The sequence below is a fragment of the Enterobacter cloacae complex sp. IR5402 genome (assembly GCF_049238125.1).
Taxonomy (GTDB): Bacteria; Pseudomonadota; Gammaproteobacteria; order Enterobacterales; family Enterobacteriaceae; genus Enterobacter; species Enterobacter hormaechei_C.
Genome location: NZ_JBMKHO010000011.1, coordinates 50,407 through 66,975 on the forward strand (window position 1 = coordinate 50,407; position 16,569 = coordinate 66,975).

Sequence of the window (16,569 nt, forward strand, 5' to 3'; positions counted from 1 at the left end):
GCGACGCAATGTCGCCCGTTACTCTTATAGCCCCTTCAGGAGTTTATCCACAAAGGCTGGCACCACCTCGCTCGCCAGACCGTAATGTTTCTCTTCAAACTCACTCCCGACCTGGCTTGGCTCCAGATTAAGCTCCACCGTATGGGCGCCTTGAAGTCGCGCTTCGTGAACAAATCCCGCCGCCGGATAGACATGTCCCGAAGTACCAATGGCGATAAAGACGTCCGCCATGGCCAGGGCGCTGTAGATCTCATCCATTCCCAGCGGCATTTCGCCAAACCAGACCACATGCGGACGCAGACGCGAAGGGAACTGACAGCAGTGGCAGCGGTCTTCGTCCAGCACGTCCTCTTTCCACTCCAGCACCTGACCACTCCATGCGCACCGCACCTTGAGCAGTTCGCCGTGCATGTGAATGATGTTGTGGTTTCCGGCCCTTTCGTGAAGATTGTCGATGTTCTGCGTGACCAGCAGAAAACGATCCCCCAGCGCCTCCTCCAGCTTTGCCAGCGCCAGGTGCGCCGCATTCGGCGCAATCTCCGGCTGCTGAAGCTGGCGACGGCGGGCATTGTAGAACGCCTGCACCAGCGCCGGGTCGCGGGCGAAACCTTCCGGCGTCGCCACATCTTCAACTCGGTGTTCTTCCCACAGTCCATCCGCTGCGCGGAAAGTCTGAATACCGGATTCGGCGGAGATCCCCGCCCCGGTCAACACCACCACTCTGGGTTTATCCATCGCTTCTGGCATCATCCTGTCTCTGAAAAAGATCCGCTGACGCAGGCGTTCACGTAAGCGGCGTTTATTTTTGCGAAAACGGCTGAGTCGACCCTGGCGACGCGACAGCATAATAACCTCGTAAACTAATCGGTGAGATGAAGGAATGCGGCTCCGCGCATGCCTCCTGCGTCCCCGTGTCGCGCACGCTCAATGCGCGGCACGCGGGCGACCGGCAATAAATGTCGGGTCAGACGCCCGGACAACTGTTCCGTAATCGCAGTGAAATTTGACAGCCCTCCCCCGATCACCAGCAGATCCGGATCGACGATAGTCAGGATATTCCCCAGACACACCGCCAGCAGATCCAGATAGCGCTCGACGTGCTCACGCGCCTGCGCATCCCCCTGCTCCCACAGGGTAATGATTTGAGGGGCCTCAAGTTTCTGATGATAGAAGTGTTCGTAAAGCCATGCAAACCCGCGGCCTGATAGGTAGTTCTCAATACAGCCGTGCTGCCCACAGCCGCAGCGGGTCAGCGGGAAATCACGTCCGACGACCTCCAGAGCATCCACCGGCAGGCGGATATGGCCAAATTCGCCGGTAATATAGCTGCGCCCGGTAATGGGCTTACCGTTAATGACAATCCCGCCACCGACGCCCGTTCCGAGGATCAGCCCCATCACCAGCGGGAAGCGACGGAATTCATCATCCCAGGCTTCAGAGAGCGCGAAGCAGTTGGCATCGTTATCTAAACGCACATCGCGTTCAAGGAGCGCGGAGAGATCGGCCCGCAGCGGTTTGCCGCTGGCGGCAGGCACGTTGGCCGCGTACAGCGTGTTATCGTCGGTTTCGGGCATACCCGGAATACCAATGCCAACGCTGCCTTTGACGCCAAAGCGTTCATCCGCTTGCGCCACCAGTGCGGCAATGGCGGTTAAAAATTCATCGTAGCTTTCGCGCGGCGTGGGGACGCGGGTTTCCCATTGTAGCTTAAGATCTTTATCGAACACGCCGAGCGCAATCTTGGTGCCGCCAATATCAAATCCGTAATACATGATGCATTCCTCTGTTTGATTCAGCGGCCAAAAGACCGCTAAACCATGACGAAATTACTGGCCACTTAATACCCTCGCCGGATCAATTCGGCTAGCGCGACGCGCCGGATACCAGCTTGCCAGCAGACTCAGTAAAAGTGCTGTAACCAGCACATAAATAACGTCCAGCCAGTGCAGTTCAGACGGCAGGAAGTCAATAAAATAGATATCGCCTGACAGGAACTGATGGCCAATAAGCGCTTCAATCCCGTTGATAATCGGCGTCAGCTGAAGGGAAACCACCACGCCGATCGCCACACCGCAGAGGCTGCCAAACAGCCCCGCCAGTAAACCGTACCAGACGAAGATGGCGCGAATAAGACCGTCTTTCGCCCCTAAGGTACGCAGCACGGCGATGTCGCCGCTCTTATCCTTAACGGCCATCACCAGCGTCGAGACGATATTAAAACACGCCACCCCAATCACCAGCACCATCGCCAGATACATAATCGCGCGGATCATCTGGATATCACGGTACATATACCCGTAAGTGCCGATCCAGCTTTTGATGTAGACATAGTTATTGGTCACGCTGCCAGCGTCACGCACCAGTTTATTGGCGTTGAAGACGTCGTTAACCTTAATGGCAATGCCCGTCACGCTGTCGCTCATATCCAGATACTGGCGTGCATCTTCCAGCGGCACCATCGCGAAGCTGTGATCGAGCTGGCCGCTCAGCTGCAAAATACCGGTGACGTGCAGACGTACGCGCTTAGGCTGCTGCAATTTGTGATCAGCGCTGGCGTTCGGGATCATGATCGAGACCCAGTCGCCCTGCTTCACCTTCAGCGCATCGGCAACGCCTTTGCCCATGATAATCTGCTGCTCGCCGGCCTTAAAGTTTGCCCATGCGCCATTTTGCACATAGCGCGGCAGCGCGCTCAGACGCTCTTCCTGACGAGGATTTACCCCTTTCACCTGAATGGCGCGCAGGTTTACCCCGCTCTCTACCAGCCCGGTAAAGTTAATGTAAGGTGCAGCCGCCGCAATACCGGGCACCTTTTCCACTTTGTTCAGGGCATCCTGCCAGTTGGACCACGGCTGGTTAACCGGCTCGATTTCACCGTGAGGGACAACGGCCAGAATGCGGTTATTCAGTTCACGCTCAAAGCCGTTCATGGCGCTTAAGCCCACAATCAACACCGCCACGCCCAGGGCGATACCGATGGTGGAGATCACGGAGATAAGGGAAACCATCCCGCTCCGGCGACGACCGCGGCTAAAGCGTAACCCGATGAGTAACGATAACGGTGAAGCCATTACTCCGCTCCCATCAGCGTCAGTTCAGCATTCAGACGACCGTCGCGCATTTCCAGCTGACGCCCCATCCGCATAGCCAGTTGTAAATCGTGGGTGACCACCAGAAACGCGGTTCCCTGTGCGGCGTTCAGTTCGCCGAGAAGCTGGAAAATGCTGTCTGCGTTACGCGCATCGAGGTTACCTGTCGGTTCATCCGCCAGCACCAGGCGCGGGTTGTTGACCAGCGCACGGGCGATGGCCACACGCTGACGCTCACCGCCGGAAAGCTCAGACGGACGGTGATTCCCGCGATGACCCAGCCCTACCGCTTTTAGCATGTCGCTGGCGCGGGCATTAATTTCCGCGGGTTTCTTTTTACCAATCAGCAGCGGCATTGCGACGTTTTCCAGCGCCGTAAAGTCCGGCAGCAGATGGTGGAACTGATAGATAAAGCCCAGCTCGCGGTTACGCAGCTCGGCTTTCGCCGTAGACGACATTTTACTCAGCGGCTGCCCGGAGAAGATCACATCGCCTTCGGTTGGCGTGTCCAGCCCGCCAAGCAGGTGCAGCAACGTACTTTTACCGGAGCCAGAGCTGCCGACAATCGCCATCATCTCGCCTTCGCCCACGCTAAAACTCACATTGTGCAACACGTCGGTCTGCACAGTGCCTTCCTGATAGCGTTTGGACAGGTTGTCGCACTGCAACAGGATCTTATTCATAACGTAAAGCCTCAGCGGGTTGAGTGGCGGCAGCCCGCCAGGAAGGATAAAGCGTAGAAAGCAGCGCAATGGCCATCGCGGCCAGCGCAATACCGACCACCTGGAGCGGCTCGATAGCCACCGGCAGCGCCGCGCCATCAAGCAGCGCGCCGATAATCGGCATGAGATTGTTGAGCTGGCTGGCGAGCAGCGCCCCCAGCGCCGCGCCGAGCAGCGCGCCGATGATGCCGGCGCTGGCGCCCTGGACCATAAATACCGCCATGATCTGGCGCGGAGTCAGCCCCTGGGTTTGCAGAATGGCGACTTCGCCTTGCTTCTCCATCACCATCAGCCCGAGCGAGGTGATGATATTAAACGCGGCAACGGCCACGATCAGGCTCAGCAGCAGCCCCATCATGTTTTTCTCCATGCGCACGGCCTGGAACAGTTCGCCTTTCCGGTCGCGCCAGTCCTGCCATTTCGTCCCTTCCGGTAGCGTCTGCTGGCTGAGGGTATCCACCTTCAGCGGCGCATCAAGCCACAGACGCCAGCCGGTAATATTTCCCGCGGGGTAGCGCATCAGACGCGAGGCGTCCTGAATGTTCACCAACATCTGGTAACCATCAACTTCGCTGTTCGCCGCAAACGTGCCAATCACGTTGAACAGGCGCTGGCTTGGCAGACGCCCCATCGGCGTAAACTGACTGGCTGACGGCACCATCACGCGCAGCTGATCGCCACGGTTGACCCCGAGCTGCCCGGCAAGCTGCTCGCCGAGGATGACGTTGTATTTACCCGCTTCCAGGTCGGTTTGTTTCACATTGACCAGGAACGGCGTCAGCGGATCTTTTTGCGCGGGATCGATACCCAGCATCACCCCGACCGCCACGCTACGGGCGCTTTGCAGCACCACATCGCCCGTCGTGAGCGGCGCAACGCGCGTGACACCCTGTAACTTCACCGCGCTTTCCGGCAGCTGTTGCGGATTAACGGAACCCTGAGTGGAAGAGAGAACGGCCTGCGGCATCAGCCCCAGGATATTGTTTTGCAGCTCGCGCTCGAAGCCGTTCATGACGGAAAGCACCGTCACCAGTGCCATCACGCCAAGCGTAATGCCAATAGTCGAAAGCCAGGAGACAAAGCGACCGAAGCGGTCCGCGGCGCGCCCACGCATGTAACGTAAGCCTATAAAGAGTGCGACAGGTTGATACATGAAATCCGTCTGTTTGCTGATAGCAGACCCACGAGTATATAAGCGAATCCGTTAAGCGTAAATGACTGAAACCGTAAGATTCGGTAATCATTTTTCCGAAAAATTCAGATAAATCATCATGCTACTGACTGAACTTCCGCCAGACAGTCTCCACCTTTTCCGAAAATCGTCCTGATACAGACTGTTACCCATTACATCAGGGCTTCATTTTACAACAATCGGCGTTTCGTTTATGGCAACAAGGTCGTCACGCACCATGAAACAAAAAGCATTATGGATTAACCAGATAAAAGGCCTGTGCATCTACCTGGTGGTAATTTACCACTCGGTGATCACCTTTTATCCTCACCTTGACGGGCTACAGCATCCGTTATCGGGCCTGCTCGCCAAATGCTGGGTCTACTTTAATCTTTACCTTGCCCCGTTCCGTATGCCGGTGTTTTTCTTTATCTCCGGCTATTTGATCCGTCGTTATATCGACGAGGTGAACTGGCGCACCAGTCTCGACAAGCGGATCTGGAGCATCGTCTGGGTTTTGGCCCTGTGGGGCGTCCTGCAATGGCAGGCGCTGACCCATCTGAATGCCTGGCTCGCCCCCGAGCGAGAACTGGCGACAGCATCCAATGCGGCCTACGCCGATTCCGTTTCAGGGTTTGTACTGGGAATGCTCACGGCCAGCACCAGCCTGTGGTATTTGTACGCGTTAGTGGTCTACTTTACGCTCTGTAAGCTGCTGAGCCGCTGGAAACTGCCGATGCTGGGGATTCTGGCGCTGGCAAGCATCGCCATCAACTTCCTGCCGTTACCGTGGTGGGGAATGAACAGCGTGGTGCGCAACATGATCTACTACAGCCTCGGCGCATGGTACGGCGCGCAGTTGATGGCGTGGATGAAAGGGATGAATTTGCGCCGCAGCTGGCTGGTACTTATCGCCTCTGGCGCGGTGTCGGTAGTGCTGTGGTTCGCTAATGTTCCTCTGCCGCTCTCACTGCTGTCGATCGTAGTCATCATGAAGCTCTTTTACAGCTTCGAGCAGCGTTATGCCGTTCATCCCAATAATCTGCTGAACGTCATCGGTTCAAACACCATCGCGATTTATACCACCCACCGCATTTTAATTGAGGCGTTTAGCCTGCTCCTGATTCGCGAAATGAATGCGGCGTACTGGCCGATCTGGGCGGAGTTAACGCTGATTCTGGTCTATCCGTTTATCAGCCTGCTCGTCTGCACGCTGGTTGGGCTGGGGGCACGTAAGCTCTCAACCGCCCTCTTTGGCGACCTTTTCTTCTCCCCTCCCGCGCGGCTTTCGCCCGTGCCCACGACCCGCTAACTAACCCTGTCCCATGCGGACTACAAAATAAGGCCTGCACAGACGGCTCCCTCTCCCTATGGGAGAGGGCTGGGGTGAGGGTGAACATACAGCTGTGGTGCTCGTTCCGTTCACCTTATATTCCTTGCTATTCTATAACCGCACGAGCGGTGAACGTGCCAGGGTGGCTCAGTCGCCACCACCCTGGCAACCCGGGCTCCCGGCGGTAAATCGTCGCTTCGCGATACCCTCGGCTTATTCCTTCCGGCTATCGGGTCGGGCATGAGCCTGCATCCATGCAGGCCACGCCCTCTCGGCGCATCCCTGCGCCTCGCCCCGGCCTTCAGGAAACGCCTCAGCGATTTACAGCCGGACCAGGGCATCGCTGAAAGCCCTCAGTTAGTCTGAAGACAACGTTATTGCTTCTGCTTTCAAATTACTGAGGAACCCTCTACCCATCCGGGGGCACTTTCCCTCTTGTGCGGTTACGATTTGCTTATGTAAAACGATCGAGGATAATAAAGACATTGCGTATCAGTGATATGCCCCAATACTGTTGGTATATCCCCAAGAGACTCTGACATAGCCATGCCTGAACACTATCGTTTTTCCTTGCCTGTAAAAGCAGGTGACCAACGCCAGCTGGGCGAACTGACAGGCGCGGCCTGCGCCACGCTGGTGGCGGAAATTGCCGAGCGGCATCCAGGGCCGGTGGTGCTGGTTGCCCCGGACATGCAAAACGCCCTGCGCCTGCACGACGAAATTCGTCAGTTCACCGACAGTCTGGTATTCAGCCTGGCCGACTGGGAAACGCTTCCCTACGACAGTTTCTCTCCGCACCAGGAGATCATCTCCTCGCGCCTGTCGACGCTGTATCAGCTCCCCACCATGCAGCGCGGCGTGCTGATTGTGCCGGTGAATACCCTGATGCAGCGCGTCTGCCCGCACAGCTATTTGCACGGCCATGCGCTGGTGATGAAAAAAGGCCAGCGCCTGTCGCGCGATGCCCTGCGCGTGCAGCTGGATGGAGCCGGCTATCGACATGTCGATCAGGTGATGGAGCACGGCGAATACGCGACGCGCGGTGCGCTGCTTGATCTCTATCCGATGGGCAGCGATCGGCCGTACCGTCTGGATTTCTTCGATGATGAGATCGACAGCCTGCGCGTGTTCGACGCCGACACCCAGCGCACGCTGGAGGAAGTGGACTCTATTAATCTGCTGCCCGCCCATGAGTTCCCGACGGATAAAACCGCCATCGAACTGTTCCGCAGCCAGTGGCGCGACAGGTTCGACGTGAAGCGTGATGCCGAACATATCTACCAGCAGGTCAGCAAAGGCACCCTTCCGGCCGGGATCGAGTACTGGCAGCCCCTGTTCTTTAACGAACCGCTGCCGGCGCTGTTCAGCTACTTCCCGGCAAATACGCTGATTGTTAACACCGGGGATATCGACGCCAGCGCCAGCCGCTTTGAAAGCGAAACGCGTGCCCGCTTTGAAAACCGGGGCGTTGACCCGATGCGTCCGCTGCTGCCGCCGGAAATGCTGTGGCTGCGTACCGACGAGCTCAACGCCGAGCTGAAACGCTGGCCGCGTATGCAGCTCAAAACCGATTCGCTTGCCGATAAGGCCGCCAACACTAACCTCGCCTTCCGGATGCTGCCTGACCTGGCCGTTCAGGCGCAGCAGAAATCCCCGCTCGATAATCTGCGCAAGTTTCTTGAGTCCTTCACCGGGCCGGTGGTCTTCTCCGTTGAAAGTGAAGGTCGCCGTGAAGCGCTGGGCGAACTGCTGGGAAGGATCAAAGTCGCGCCAAAGCGTATTCTTCGCCTGAGCGAAGCGACCGGAAATGGCCGTTACCTGATGATCGGCGCCGCCGAGCACGGATTCATTGATACGCTCAATAACCTGGCGTTGATATGTGAAAGCGACCTGCTGGGCGAGCGCGTCGCGCGCCGTCGTCAGGACAGCCGTCGCACCATCAACCCGGACACCCTGATCCGCAACCTGGCCGAACTGCACCCCGGTCAGCCGATTGTTCACCTGGAACACGGTGTGGGTCGCTATCAGGGGATGACTACCCTCGAAGCAGGTGGCATCAAAGGTGAATACCTGATGCTGACCTACGCTAACGACGCCAAGCTGTATGTTCCGGTGTCGTCCCTGCATCTGATCAGCCGCTACGCCGGGGGCGCGGAAGAGAATGCGCCGCTGCACAAGCTGGGCGGCGATGCCTGGGCGCGTGCACGCCAGAAAGCGGCGGAAAAAGTGCGCGACGTGGCCGCCGAGCTGCTGGATATTTACGCTCAGCGTGCGGCCAAAGAGGGGTATGCGTTTAAGCATGATAAAGAGCAGTACCAGCTGTTCTGCGACAGCTTCCCGTTTGAAACTACGCCGGATCAGGCCCAGGCCATCAACGCCGTGCTGAGCGACATGTGCCAGCCGCTGGCGATGGATCGCTTAGTCTGCGGCGACGTGGGCTTCGGTAAAACCGAGGTGGCGATGCGCGCCGCTTTCCTGGCGGTTGAGAACAACAAGCAGGTGGCGGTGCTGGTGCCGACCACCCTTCTTGCCCAGCAGCACTTCGACAACTTCCGCGACCGCTTCGCCAACTGGCCGGTACGTATCGAAATGTTGTCCCGCTTCCGCAGTGCCAAAGAGCAGACGCAGATCCTGGAACAGGCAAGTGAAGGCAAAATTGATATTCTGATCGGCACTCACAAGCTGCTGCAAAGTGACGTGAAGTGGAAAGATCTGGGGTTGCTGATCGTTGACGAAGAGCACCGCTTCGGGGTGCGCCACAAAGAGCGCATCAAAGCGATGCGCGCCAACGTCGACATTCTGACCCTGACCGCAACGCCGATCCCGCGCACCCTGAACATGGCGATGAGCGGCATGCGCGATCTGTCGATAATCGCTACCCCACCGGCGCGCCGTCTGGCGGTGAAAACCTTTGTTCGCGAGTACGACAATCTGGTGGTGCGCGAGGCGATCCTGCGTGAAGTGCTGCGCGGTGGCCAGGTCTATTACCTGTACAACGACGTTGAAAATATTCAGAAAGCCGCCGACAGGCTGGCAGAGCTGGTGCCGGAAGCGCGCATCGCCATTGGTCACGGCCAGATGCGCGAGCGCGAGCTGGAGCGGGTAATGAACGATTTCCACCACCAGCGCTTTAACGTGCTGGTGTGTACCACCATCATTGAGACCGGAATCGACATTCCGACGGCGAACACCATCATCATCGAACGGGCGGATCACTTCGGCCTGGCTCAGCTGCACCAGCTGCGCGGGCGGGTCGGGCGTTCGCACCATCAGGCCTACGCCTGGCTGCTGACGCCGCATCCGAAGGCAATGACCACCGACGCGCAAAAGCGTCTGGAAGCGATCGCCTCGCTGGAAGATCTGGGCGCTGGCTTTGCGCTGGCGACCCACGACCTGGAGATCCGCGGCGCCGGTGAGCTGCTGGGTGAAGACCAGAGCGGCTCCATGGAAACCATCGGTTTCTCGCTGTATATGGAGCTGCTGGAAAATGCCGTCGACGCGCTTAAAGCCGGACGTGAACCGTCTCTGGAAGATCTCACCAGCCAGCAGACCGAAGTGGAACTGCGCATGCCTTCCCTGCTGCCGGATGATTTTATTCCTGACGTGAATACCCGTCTGTCGTTCTACAAACGCATTGCCAGCGCGAAAAGCGAAGGCGAGCTGGAAGAGATCAAAGTCGAACTGATTGACCGTTTTGGGATATTGCCCGATGCGGCGCGCAACCTGCTGGATATTGCCCGCCTGCGTCAGCAGGCGCAGAAGCTGGGCATTCGCAAACTTGAAGGCAATGAGAAAGGCGGCGTAATTGAGTTTGCCGAAAAGAACCACGTCGATCCGATGTGGCTGATTGGCCTCCTGCAAAAACAGCCGCAGCATTTCCGTCTTGATGGCCCTACGCGTCTGAAATTTACTCAGGATCTGACGGAACGTAAAACCCGCATGGACTGGGTGCGTAACTTTATGCGTCAGTTGGAAGAGAACGCCATCGCATAACGGTTTCCCCCGCCAGCGCCCGGCTGGTGGGGGACAATTTACAAACTCTTTGCACTTCGCCCGATCTTCCCGACTATACATTCGCCATAATTATCATTAACGCCTTATAAAACAATAGCCTTATAATTTGTATGGATTATCATAATGATGATTTCTTCGCGTTTTACCCGCTGGTTAACTCTGGTTGCGCTGGCCGCGACGGTTGCCGTCGCGCTCCCTGCTCGCGCCAATACCTGGCCTCTTCCGCCCGCCGGCAGCAACGTCGTAGGTGAAAACCGCTTTCACGTGGTTGAAAACGATGGCGGCTCGCTGGAAGCGATTGCCAAAAAATATAACGTCGGGTTCCTGGCGCTGTTGCAGGCCAACCCGGGCGTAGATCCGTACGTGCCCCGGGCGGGCAGCGTACTGACGATTCCGCTGCAAACCATCCTGCCGGACGCGCCGCGTCAGGGCATTGTGATTAACCTCGCCGAGCTACGTCTGTATTACTACCCGCCGGGCAAGAACGAAGTGACCGTCTACCCTATCGGTATTGGTCAACTGGGGGGCGATACGCTCACACCTACCATGGTCACCACCGTCTCTGATAAGCGCGCTAATCCTACCTGGACCCCGACGGCAAACATTCGCGCCCGTTATAAAGCTCAAGGTATCGACCTGCCCGCCGTGGTACCTGCTGGCCCGGATAATCCGATGGGACATCATGCAATTCGCCTGGCGGCATATGGTGGGGTTTATCTTCTGCACGGAACGAATGCGGATTTCGGGATCGGGATGCGCGTCAGCTCCGGCTGCATTCGCCTGCGCGATGACGATATCAAAACGCTCTACCGCGTGATCGCCCCTGGCACGAAAGTGAATATCATTAATACGCCGATTAAAGTGTCTGAAGAGCCAGGTGGCGTCCGTCTGGTTGAGATCCACCAGCCGCTATCGAAAAACATCAATGACGATCCGCAGACGCTGCCGATTAATCTGAATGCCTCAATGGTGAGCTTTAAAACGAATGCCAACACCGATGGCGCAGTGATGGAGCGGGCGATGGAAGCACGTTCGGGGATGCCAACCGATGTTACGCGGCATCATGAGGTTGCTCAGCAGTCAATGTAAAGCAGCAATAACGACAAACGCCCTGCATCAGCAGGGCGTTTTTTATTGCAGTGGCATAACGGAGGGTTGCGTTACGCTTATTTGTAGATAACTGCGGTACCGTGCAGGGTGTTAGGACCGGTCACAGAGGTGATGCGGAATGATTTCGCACCCATTTCGTCAGCTTTTTGCGCCAGCTGATCTTCCAGAGAGCCCAGGTTAGTCCCGGCAGTGGCAGAGATGGTACCGACTTTCTGCTGGTCTGCTGGAGTGGATTGTACTTCAACAGCAGCGAAGCTTGCGAAAGAGAGTGAACTCAGAACGGCGGCAGCGATGAGGGTTTTAACGTTTTTCATGATTTTATACCTTTAGGCAGATGATGTAGTGGTCGTTAGTTATTTAGTTAACGATCGATAGGTAAATGATAGATGTGATCCAGGTCACACGTCAACTCATTTTTATAATGATCGTTAAATTAATTTCATTTGCCTTATATTTCAAAAAGATAAAATTAAATTATTTTTCAGAAATCACCGCTGGTCGTTGCAGACGTTTATTTTTATAATGACTATTCAACAAAACAACAGAGGACCAACGGCACATGACAACCGATGTCACGCGTTGCGCAAAGAAAAGCCGTGGCCGACCAAAAGTGTTCGACAGGGATGCGGCGCTCGATAAGGCCATGACGCTCTTCTGGCAGCATGGGTATGAAGCAACGTCGCTTTCCGATCTCGTGGAAGCTACGGGTGCTAAAGCCCCTACCCTGTACGCAGAGTTCACCAACAAAGAAGGCTTATTCCGGGCCGTTCTGGACAGATACATCTCGCGCTTCGCGGCAAAACATGAAGCCCAGCTATTCTGTGAAGAAAAAACGGTTGAGCAGGCATTACAGGATTATTTCACGGCAATCGCGACCTGCTATACCAGCAAGGACACGCCTGCGGGGTGTTTTATGATCAACACCTCCGCGACCCTCGCGGCATCGTCTAAAGAGATTGCCAACACGGTCAAATCGCGACATGCGATGCAGGAGGAGACGCTCAGCACGTTTCTGGCTCAGCGTCAGCTGCGCGGCGAAATCCCGGCGCATTGCCGTCCGCAGGAGCTGGCCCAGTATCTGAGCTGTATTTTACAGGGGATGTCCATCAGCGCCCGTGAAGGCGCGACGCTGGAAAAATTGCAGGGGATTACGCACACAACGCTGCGCCTGTGGCCTGAACTTCTTAAACTCTGACGCAAAAAAAAGCTCCTCAGCCTGAGCGCATGAGGAGCTAAGTTCAGAGAACATCTTTTTTACACTTTGTTATTCAGTATCAGCTGACCATTGCTGTCGAGAGGGATCTGCGTACCAGGATCTTTATCCATGCGGATTTTGCCCTGCTGATCGCCAATTTTGTAGGTTACGTCGTAGCCCAACATTTTTTCAGACTTGTCATACACGGTTTTACAGCGCTGCTGCGTTGTGGTGTAGGTATCATTTTCCTGCATCGCGCCCTGTACCTGGTTACCGGCATAACCGCCACCCAGCGCACCAACCACCGTCGCGACATCCTTACCACGGCCGCCACCAAACTGATGACCAATCACCCCACCAGCAACCGCGCCCAGCACGGAGCCAGCGATACGGTTTTCATCCTGAACTGGACGACGATGGGTGACAGAAACATTACGGCACTCCTGACGAGGCGTCTTGACCGTCTCTTTGATCGGTGTAGCGGAAACCACCTGCGCATACTGCGGGCCACGATCAAGTACGTTCAGACTGGCAACGGCAGCCACACCTAACGCAGCTGCGACGCCAATCCCTATACCCGCCAACATTGATTTATTCACGGGACTTCCTCCTTTGTTGCAATTGGTAGCAATTTTGCAGCGCAATAAACGCTTCGCCAATAAGATAAAGGATCAAAATCAGGGTTGTTGGCCGGGACAACGTGGGTTTAAGAGAACTCTTAAGCGTCAGGAGGGAAATGCACAGCATGATGTGCTAAGAATTCCCTCCGGAGGGTCCGGAGGGAGAGAGAAATTAGTGCAGCTTCAGGCGTGGACGGATCACGCGGTTGATGCGGCCAACCAGCATCATCAGGCCGGTTTTGAAGTAGCCGTGCAGCGCAATCTGGTGCATACGGTACAGAGAAATGTACACGAAGCGGGCGATGCGCCCTTCCACCATCATGGAGCCGCGCATCAGGTTACCCATCAGGCTGCCCACGGTGGAGAAGTTTGAGAGCGACACCAGAGAGCCGTGGTCTTTGTAGACATAGGCTTTCATCGGTTTGCCTTTTATCTGCGCCAGGATGTTATGCAGCACGAGGCTTGCCATCTGGTGCGCAGCCTGAGCGCGAGGCGGTACAAATCCGCCTTCCGGACGTGCGCAGGAGGCACAGTCGCCGATGGCGAAGATGTCCGGATCGCGCGTGGTTTGCAGCGTCGGCTCTGCCACCAGCTGGTTAATGCGGTTTGTCTCCAGCCCACCGATATCTTTCATGAAATCAGGCGCTTTGATCCCCGCAGCCCAGACCATCAGGTCGGCCTGGATGTACTCGCCGTCTTTGGTATGCAGGCCGCCCTCATCCGCGCTCGTCACCATGGTCTGGGTCAGCACGCGCACGCCCAGTTTAGTCAGCTCGTTGTGCGCCGCGCCGGAAATACGCGGCGGAAGCGCAGGCAGAATGCGTTCACCTGCTTCCACCAGCGTCACATTCAGCGCTTCGTTAGTCAGCCCTTTGTAGCCGTAGCTGTGCAGCTGTTTGACCGCATTGTGCAACTCCGCCGATAATTCAACGCCCGTTGCGCCGCCGCCCACGATAGCAATGTTGACCTTGCCGTTAGCACCCATGTTGTTGGTGTACTTCAGGAACAGGTTAAGCATCTCCTGATGGAAACGACGCGCCTGATGCGGGTTATCCAGGAAGATGCAGTGCTCTTTTACGCCTGGGGTGTTGAAATCATTGGAGGTACTGCCCAGGGCCATCACCAGCGTGTCATAGGCCAGCTTGCGCTCAGGAACCAGCAACTCGCCTTTATCATCACGCAGCTCAGCCAGCGTGATGGTTTTGTTTTCACGATTGATATCCACCACCGAACCCAGCTGGAACTGGAAGTGGTGGTTACGCGCATGCGCCAGATAGCTGAGCGCATCCACGCCCTCATCCAGCGACCCGGTCGCCACTTCGTGCAGTAACGGCTTCCACAGATGGCTGTGGTTACGATCCACCAGCGTGATTTTGGCTTTCTTACCGCGACCCAGTTTCTTACCCAGCTGCGTCGCCAGCTCCAGTCCGCCAGCACCACCGCCGACAATCACTATCTTTTTCAATGGCGTAGTCAACGTGACCCCCTCAAATTATTAACCAATTGTTAATTAAAAGTTATATAAATAACCCTTAATTAACAACAGGTTACTGCACTGAAACCATTCAGATTCATTGAGAATAGCACGTCAGGCGCATTGGTCATACCAAAATTGATATGTATCAAGTTTTGATGGTTTAAAAGTAGACAACTCTGACAAAAAAGAGGCCCGGTACGCTTTCACGTACCGAGCCTTTATCAGGTTCAGGGAGATCAGCCCAGCGTTTTAAAGGCTTTAATACGCTGCAAGTGCGGGGAAATGTGTTTGAACTTGTGGGTCTGCTCTTCGTCCCAGACAATTTCGTAGTAATGGTGCAGAAGCTCGGCGGCGCGGGAGCTGTTCAGCGCTTCATCGTTGCGGGAGAGGATCACCAGACACCGATCGCGGTTCTTTTCACGGAAATTGCTCACGCATTTGGTTGCGATGTCGGCGTACTCCTCCGGGCGATCGATTTTGCCTTCCATGTTTTCGTTCGGAAACAGGTTAGGATTAAAAATGACCTGACGGATATCGCACAAAAAACCGATGCGCTCTGCCCAGTATCCTCCTAACCCCACGCCGCAGATCAGCGGGCGATCGTCGATATTGAGCTGCAACATTTTATCCACTTCTTTAAGCAGATGCTGCATGTCATGCTTCGGATGACGTGTGCTGTAACTGATCAGCCGGACATCCGGATCGATAAACTGCAATTGCAGCACTTTCTCATGATTACCAGGACTGTTTGAGTCAAAACCGTGTAAATAGATGATCATCGTCTCACCACGCTACGCCTTCCGGGATGAATTAAAGGGCTGCTTTATGTGCCTGCCAGCGCTCGTTCAGGGCTTCAAGCCGGGCGTTTACCGTTTTCCAGCGCGCCGAGTCCATCAGCTCCTGACGACTAAATGAACCTTTATGATACAATTGTGTAACACGTTCAGCATTGATCGGCGACAGGTTATCCAGCACGCTCACCGCCCCTTTACGATTATTGCAGACGAGGATCATATCGCAACCCGCATCCAGCGAAGCCTGCCCACGTTCGGCATAGCTACCCATAATCGCCGCCCCTTCCATGGATAAATCGTCAGAGAAAATTACGCCATTGAAGCCTAACTCCTGACGCAGCACGGTTTTAAGCCAGTGTGGAGAGCCGCTGGCCGGACGCGGATCGACCTCACTGTAGATGACGTGCGCAGGCATGATGGCATCCAGCTTGTTATCAGCGATCAACGAGCGGAAAACCGACATATCTTTAGCGCGAATGTCTGCTTCCGGGCGCGGATCGCGCGGGGTTTCTTTATGGGAATCCGCCGTCACCGCCCCGTGGCCCGGGAAATGTTTGCCGGTGGTTTTCATGCCCGCAGCATGCATACCGTCAATAAAGCGCGTCGCCATTGCCAGCGCAATACGCGGATCGTCATGATACGAACGCTCACCAATTGCCGCGCTAATGTGTCCTACGTCCAGCACCGGGGCGAAGCTGATGTCGATATCCATGGCGATCATCTCGCTGGCCATCAGCCAGCCGGCATCCTGCGCCAGTTGACCGCCCTCTTCGATCCCCAGCAGCGCAGCAAAAGATTGCGCGGCGGGTAAACGGGTAAACCCTTCGCGGAAACGCTGCACACGCCCACCTTCCTGGTCTACGGCCACCACCAGGTGATTGCGCGACGCCGCACGGATCTGGCGAACCAGCTCACGCAACTGCTCCGGATCATGATAATTGCGGGTGAAAAGAATCAGCCCCCCTACCAGCGGATGTGCCAGAATTTCGCGCTCTTCCGCATCCAGCTCAAACCCTTCGACATCCAACATTACTGGACCCACAC

The 16,569-nt window shown here is 56.1% G+C and carries 14 protein-coding genes; 4 read left to right on the forward strand and 10 right to left on the reverse strand.

The window, feature by feature from the left end; translation table 11 throughout:
- Nucleotides 1–24 precede the first annotated feature (24 nt).
- The 5 genes from cobB to lolC are packed head-to-tail and all read right to left on the reverse strand — an operon-like array spanning nucleotide 25 to nucleotide 4,964.
- The gene (cobB, locus tag ACOTXL_RS17375; protein ID WP_022647760.1) at nucleotides 25–846 is read right to left on the reverse strand and encodes a Sir2 family NAD+-dependent deacetylase; all 822 of its coding nucleotides are present in this window, start codon (nucleotides 844–846) and stop codon (nucleotides 25–27) included.
- Nucleotides 847–860: 14 nt separating this feature from the next.
- Nucleotides 861–1,772, reverse strand: coding sequence for an N-acetylglucosamine kinase (gene nagK / locus ACOTXL_RS17380; protein ID WP_045350094.1), 912 nt, complete (start codon nucleotides 1,770–1,772; stop codon nucleotides 861–863).
- Nucleotides 1,773–1,826: 54 nt separating this feature from the next.
- On the reverse strand, nucleotides 1,827–3,071 hold the full coding sequence (lolE, locus tag ACOTXL_RS17385; RefSeq protein WP_003857918.1) for a lipoprotein-releasing ABC transporter permease subunit LolE: 1,245 nt from the start codon (nucleotides 3,069–3,071) through the stop codon (nucleotides 1,827–1,829).
- Complete coding sequence (gene lolD / locus ACOTXL_RS17390; protein WP_045350096.1) at nucleotides 3,071–3,772, reverse strand: lipoprotein-releasing ABC transporter ATP-binding protein LolD; 702 nt, start codon at nucleotides 3,770–3,772, stop codon at nucleotides 3,071–3,073. Before lolD ends, lolE begins: the two co-directional genes overlap by 1 nt.
- Nucleotides 3,765–4,964, reverse strand: coding sequence for a lipoprotein-releasing ABC transporter permease subunit LolC (gene lolC, locus ACOTXL_RS17395; protein ID WP_017384712.1), 1,200 nt, complete (start codon nucleotides 4,962–4,964; stop codon nucleotides 3,765–3,767). Before lolC ends, lolD begins: the two co-directional genes overlap by 8 nt.
- A 256-nt stretch (nucleotides 4,965–5,220) precedes the next feature.
- On the opposite strand from lolC, the gene ACOTXL_RS17400 reads away from it, so the two are divergent.
- The 3 genes from ACOTXL_RS17400 (at nucleotide 5,221) to ldtC (ending at nucleotide 11,418) form a co-directional block, all read left to right on the forward strand.
- Nucleotides 5,221–6,294, forward strand: coding sequence for an acyltransferase family protein (locus ACOTXL_RS17400; RefSeq protein WP_045350098.1), 1,074 nt, complete (start codon nucleotides 5,221–5,223; stop codon nucleotides 6,292–6,294).
- A gap of 567 nt (nucleotides 6,295–6,861) precedes the next feature.
- Nucleotides 6,862–10,308, forward strand: coding sequence for a transcription-repair coupling factor (gene mfd / locus ACOTXL_RS17405; protein ID WP_045350100.1), 3,447 nt, complete (start codon nucleotides 6,862–6,864; stop codon nucleotides 10,306–10,308).
- Between the two features lie 144 nt (nucleotides 10,309–10,452).
- Nucleotides 10,453–11,418 carry a L,D-transpeptidase LdtC gene (gene ldtC, locus ACOTXL_RS17410; RefSeq protein WP_022650791.1) on the forward strand — a complete coding sequence of 322 codons (966 nt, stop codon included), beginning with the start codon at nucleotides 10,453–10,455 and terminating at the stop codon, nucleotides 11,416–11,418.
- Between the two features lie 77 nt (nucleotides 11,419–11,495).
- Here ldtC and bhsA read toward each other — a convergent pair whose 3' ends face one another.
- Entirely contained in the window at nucleotides 11,496–11,753 is a 258-nt protein-coding gene (gene bhsA, locus ACOTXL_RS17415; protein ID WP_006809234.1) for a multiple stress resistance protein BhsA, read from the reverse strand.
- Nucleotides 11,754–11,998: 245 nt separating this feature from the next.
- Between bhsA and comR the strand changes: the two genes are divergently transcribed.
- Nucleotides 11,999–12,634: a TetR family copper-responsive transcriptional repressor ComR gene (gene comR, locus ACOTXL_RS17420; protein ID WP_022650790.1), complete on the forward strand. Its 636-nt coding sequence runs from the start codon at nucleotides 11,999–12,001 to the stop codon at nucleotides 12,632–12,634.
- 59 nt (nucleotides 12,635–12,693) lie between these two features.
- On the opposite strand, the gene ACOTXL_RS17425 is transcribed toward comR, so the two are convergent.
- The 4 genes from ACOTXL_RS17425 to nagZ form a co-directional block, all read right to left on the reverse strand.
- Nucleotides 12,694–13,233, reverse strand: a complete 540-nt coding sequence (locus tag ACOTXL_RS17425) for a glycine zipper 2TM domain-containing protein (RefSeq protein ID WP_017384715.1) — start codon at nucleotides 13,231–13,233, stop codon at nucleotides 12,694–12,696.
- 193 nt (nucleotides 13,234–13,426) lie between these two features.
- Nucleotides 13,427–14,731: an NAD(P)/FAD-dependent oxidoreductase gene (locus tag ACOTXL_RS17430; protein ID WP_045350102.1), complete on the reverse strand. Its 1,305-nt coding sequence runs from the start codon at nucleotides 14,729–14,731 to the stop codon at nucleotides 13,427–13,429.
- Between the two features lie 236 nt (nucleotides 14,732–14,967).
- Nucleotides 14,968–15,510, reverse strand: a complete 543-nt coding sequence (gene ycfP, locus ACOTXL_RS17435; RefSeq protein WP_032658040.1) for an alpha/beta hydrolase YcfP — start codon at nucleotides 15,508–15,510, stop codon at nucleotides 14,968–14,970.
- 31 nt (nucleotides 15,511–15,541) lie between these two features.
- The gene (gene nagZ / locus ACOTXL_RS17440; RefSeq protein ID WP_003857934.1) at nucleotides 15,542–16,567 is read right to left on the reverse strand and encodes a beta-N-acetylhexosaminidase; all 1,026 of its coding nucleotides are present in this window, start codon (nucleotides 16,565–16,567) and stop codon (nucleotides 15,542–15,544) included.
- Between the last annotated feature and the right edge of the window lie 2 nt (nucleotides 16,568–16,569).

Coding starts and splice junctions, on each gene's coding strand:
- cobB (WP_022647760.1), bottom strand. CDS start 846: ATGCTGTCGCGTCGCCAGGGTCGACTCAGCCGTTTTCGCAAAAATAAA.
- nagK (WP_045350094.1), bottom strand. CDS start 1,772: ATGTATTACGGATTTGATATTGGCGGCACCAAGATTGCGCTCGGCGTG.
- lolE (WP_003857918.1), bottom strand. CDS start 3,071: ATGGCTTCACCGTTATCGTTACTCATCGGGTTACGCTTTAGCCGCGGT.
- lolD (WP_045350096.1), bottom strand. CDS start 3,772: ATGAATAAGATCCTGTTGCAGTGCGACAACCTGTCCAAACGCTATCAG.
- lolC (WP_017384712.1), bottom strand. CDS start 4,964: ATGTATCAACCTGTCGCACTCTTTATAGGCTTACGTTACATGCGTGGG.
- ACOTXL_RS17400 (WP_045350098.1), top strand. CDS start 5,221: ATGAAACAAAAAGCATTATGGATTAACCAGATAAAAGGCCTGTGCATC.
- mfd (WP_045350100.1), top strand. CDS start 6,862: ATGCCTGAACACTATCGTTTTTCCTTGCCTGTAAAAGCAGGTGACCAA.
- ldtC (WP_022650791.1), top strand. CDS start 10,453: ATGATGATTTCTTCGCGTTTTACCCGCTGGTTAACTCTGGTTGCGCTG.
- bhsA (WP_006809234.1), bottom strand. CDS start 11,753: ATGAAAAACGTTAAAACCCTCATCGCTGCCGCCGTTCTGAGTTCACTC.
- comR (WP_022650790.1), top strand. CDS start 11,999: ATGACAACCGATGTCACGCGTTGCGCAAAGAAAAGCCGTGGCCGACCA.
- ycfP (WP_032658040.1), bottom strand. CDS start 15,510: ATGATCATCTATTTACACGGTTTTGACTCAAACAGTCCTGGTAATCAT.